The sequence below is a fragment of the Burkholderia sp. LMG 13014 genome (assembly GCF_905232215.1).
In the GTDB taxonomy this organism is placed as follows: domain Bacteria; phylum Pseudomonadota; class Gammaproteobacteria; order Burkholderiales; family Burkholderiaceae; genus Burkholderia.
The window spans coordinates 1-1992 of the sequence record NZ_CAJNKE010000843.1 but is presented as its reverse complement, the minus strand read 5'-3'; the positions used below and the strand labels follow the sequence as shown (position 1 = coordinate 1992).

At 67.8% G+C, this 1992-nt stretch carries 3 protein-coding genes; all 3 read left to right on the top strand.

The features are described 5' to 3' along the window. The coding region (locus JYJ84_RS35285; protein ID WP_205190180.1) for an aldehyde dehydrogenase family protein at positions 1 to 590 on the top strand (590 nt) is incomplete at its 5' end. Between the two features lie 18 nt (positions 591 to 608). Then, positions 609 to 1508, top strand: a complete 900-nt coding sequence (gene mmsB / locus JYJ84_RS35280) for a 3-hydroxyisobutyrate dehydrogenase (protein ID WP_122947741.1) — start codon at positions 609 to 611, stop codon at positions 1506 to 1508. Next, positions 1508 to 1992, top strand: a 485-nt coding sequence (locus JYJ84_RS35275; protein WP_205190179.1) for an enoyl-CoA hydratase, incomplete at its 3' end; no start/stop codon positions are given. The genes mmsB and JYJ84_RS35275, both read left to right, overlap by 1 nt.

Sequence of the window (1992 nt, the reverse complement as noted above, 5' to 3'; positions counted from 1 at the left end):
CGAAGGCGAAGGCGCTGAAGGTCAATGCGGGCGCGGAGGCCGGCACGGACGTCGGGCCGGTCGTGTCGAAGGCCGCGAAGGAACGCATCCTGTCGCTGATCGACGCGGGCGTGAAGGAAGGCGCGAAGCTCGAACTCGACGGCCGCGACGTGCAGGTGACCGGCTACGAGCAGGGCAACTTCGTCGGCCCGACGATCTTCTCGGGCGTGAAGACGAACATGTCGGTCTACACGCATGAAATCTTCGGGCCCGTGCTGGTCGTGATGGAAGCCGACACGCTCGACGACGCGATCGCGCTCGTCAACGCGAATCCGTTCGGCAACGGCGTCGGCCTGTTCACGCAGAGCGGCGCGGCCGCGCGCAAGTTCCAGAGCGAAATCGACATCGGCCAGGTCGGCATCAATATCCCGATCCCGGTACCGGTGCCGTTCTTCAGCTTCACGGGCTCGCGCGGCTCGAAGCTCGGCGATCTCGGCCCGTACGGCAAGCAGGTCGTGCAGTTCTACACGCAGACCAAGACGGTCACCGCACGCTGGTTCGACGACGACACGACGGCCGGCCCGGTGAATACGACGATCCGGCTGCATTGAGCGGCGGAGGACACGAACATGAAAATCGGTTTTATCGGCCTCGGCCACATGGGCGCGCCGATGGCGCTGAACCTGCTGAAATCCGGCCATGAAGTACATGCGTTCGACCTGAGCGCTGACGCATTGCGCGCGCTGCAGGATGCCGGCGCACAGGTGGCCGCATCGCCGCGCGATGCGGCATCGGGCGCGACGTTCGTCATCACGATGCTGCCGGCCGCACCGCACGTGCGCTCGGTGCTGTCCGGCGAGAACGGCGTGCTCGCCGGCCTCGGCGCGGGCGCGACCGTGATCGATTCGAGCACGATCGACCCGGCGAGCGCGCAGGCGTTCGGCGCGCTCGTGCGCGAGCACGGCGGCGCGTTCGTCGATGCACCCGTGTCGGGCGGCACCGGCGGTGCGGCGGCCGGCACGCTGACCTTCATGGTCGGCGGCAGCGATGCGGATTTCGAGCGCGTGAAACCCGTGCTTGCTGGCATGGGCAAGAACATCGTCCATTGCGGTGCGACGGGCATGGGGCAGGTCGCGAAGGTCTGCAACAACCTCGTGCTCGGCATCTCGATGGCGGCCGTGTCGGAGGCGATGTCGCTCGGTGTCGCGCTCGGCATCGATCCGAAGGTGCTGGCCGGCATCGTCAACACGTCGACGGGCCGCTGCTGGAGTTCCGACACCTATAACCCGTATCCGGGCGTGATCGACACCGCACCGTCGTCGCGCGGTTACTCGGGCGGCTTCGGCACCGACCTGATGCTGAAGGATCTCGGCCTCGCGAACGACGCCGCGAAGCAGGCGCGCCAGCCCGTCTATCTCGGCGCGCTTGCGCAGCAGCTGTACCAGACGATGAGCAGCCGTGGCGACGGCCAGCTCGATTTCTCGGCGGTGATCCGCCTGTACCAACCGGCAACGAAGAAGGACGCATGATGATCGAACTGGACTACGTCGACGACGGCGCGATCGCGTGCGCGACGCTCAAGCGTCCGCCCGCGAACGCCTTTACCGCCGACGGGCTGCAGCAATTGCAGGCAACCGTCGCCGAACTGAATGCGAACCCGCGCGTGCGCGCGCTGGTGATTACGGGCGACGGCCCGAAATTCTTCAGCGCGGGCGCCGACCTGAACACGTTCGCCGAAGGCGACCGCGCGGTCGCGCGCGCGATGGCGTCGCGCTTCGGCGCGGCGTTCGAGGCGCTGCACGACGCGCGCGTCGTGACCATTGCGGCGATCAACGGCTACGCGATGGGCGGGGGTCTCGAATGCGCGCTCGCGTGCGACCTGCGGATTGCCGAGACGCATGCGCAGATGGCACTGCCCGAGCCGTCGGTCGGCCTGCTGCCGTGCGGGCTCGGCACGCAGACGCTGCCCTGGCTCGTCGGCGAAGGCTGGGCGAAGAAGATCATCCTGACCGG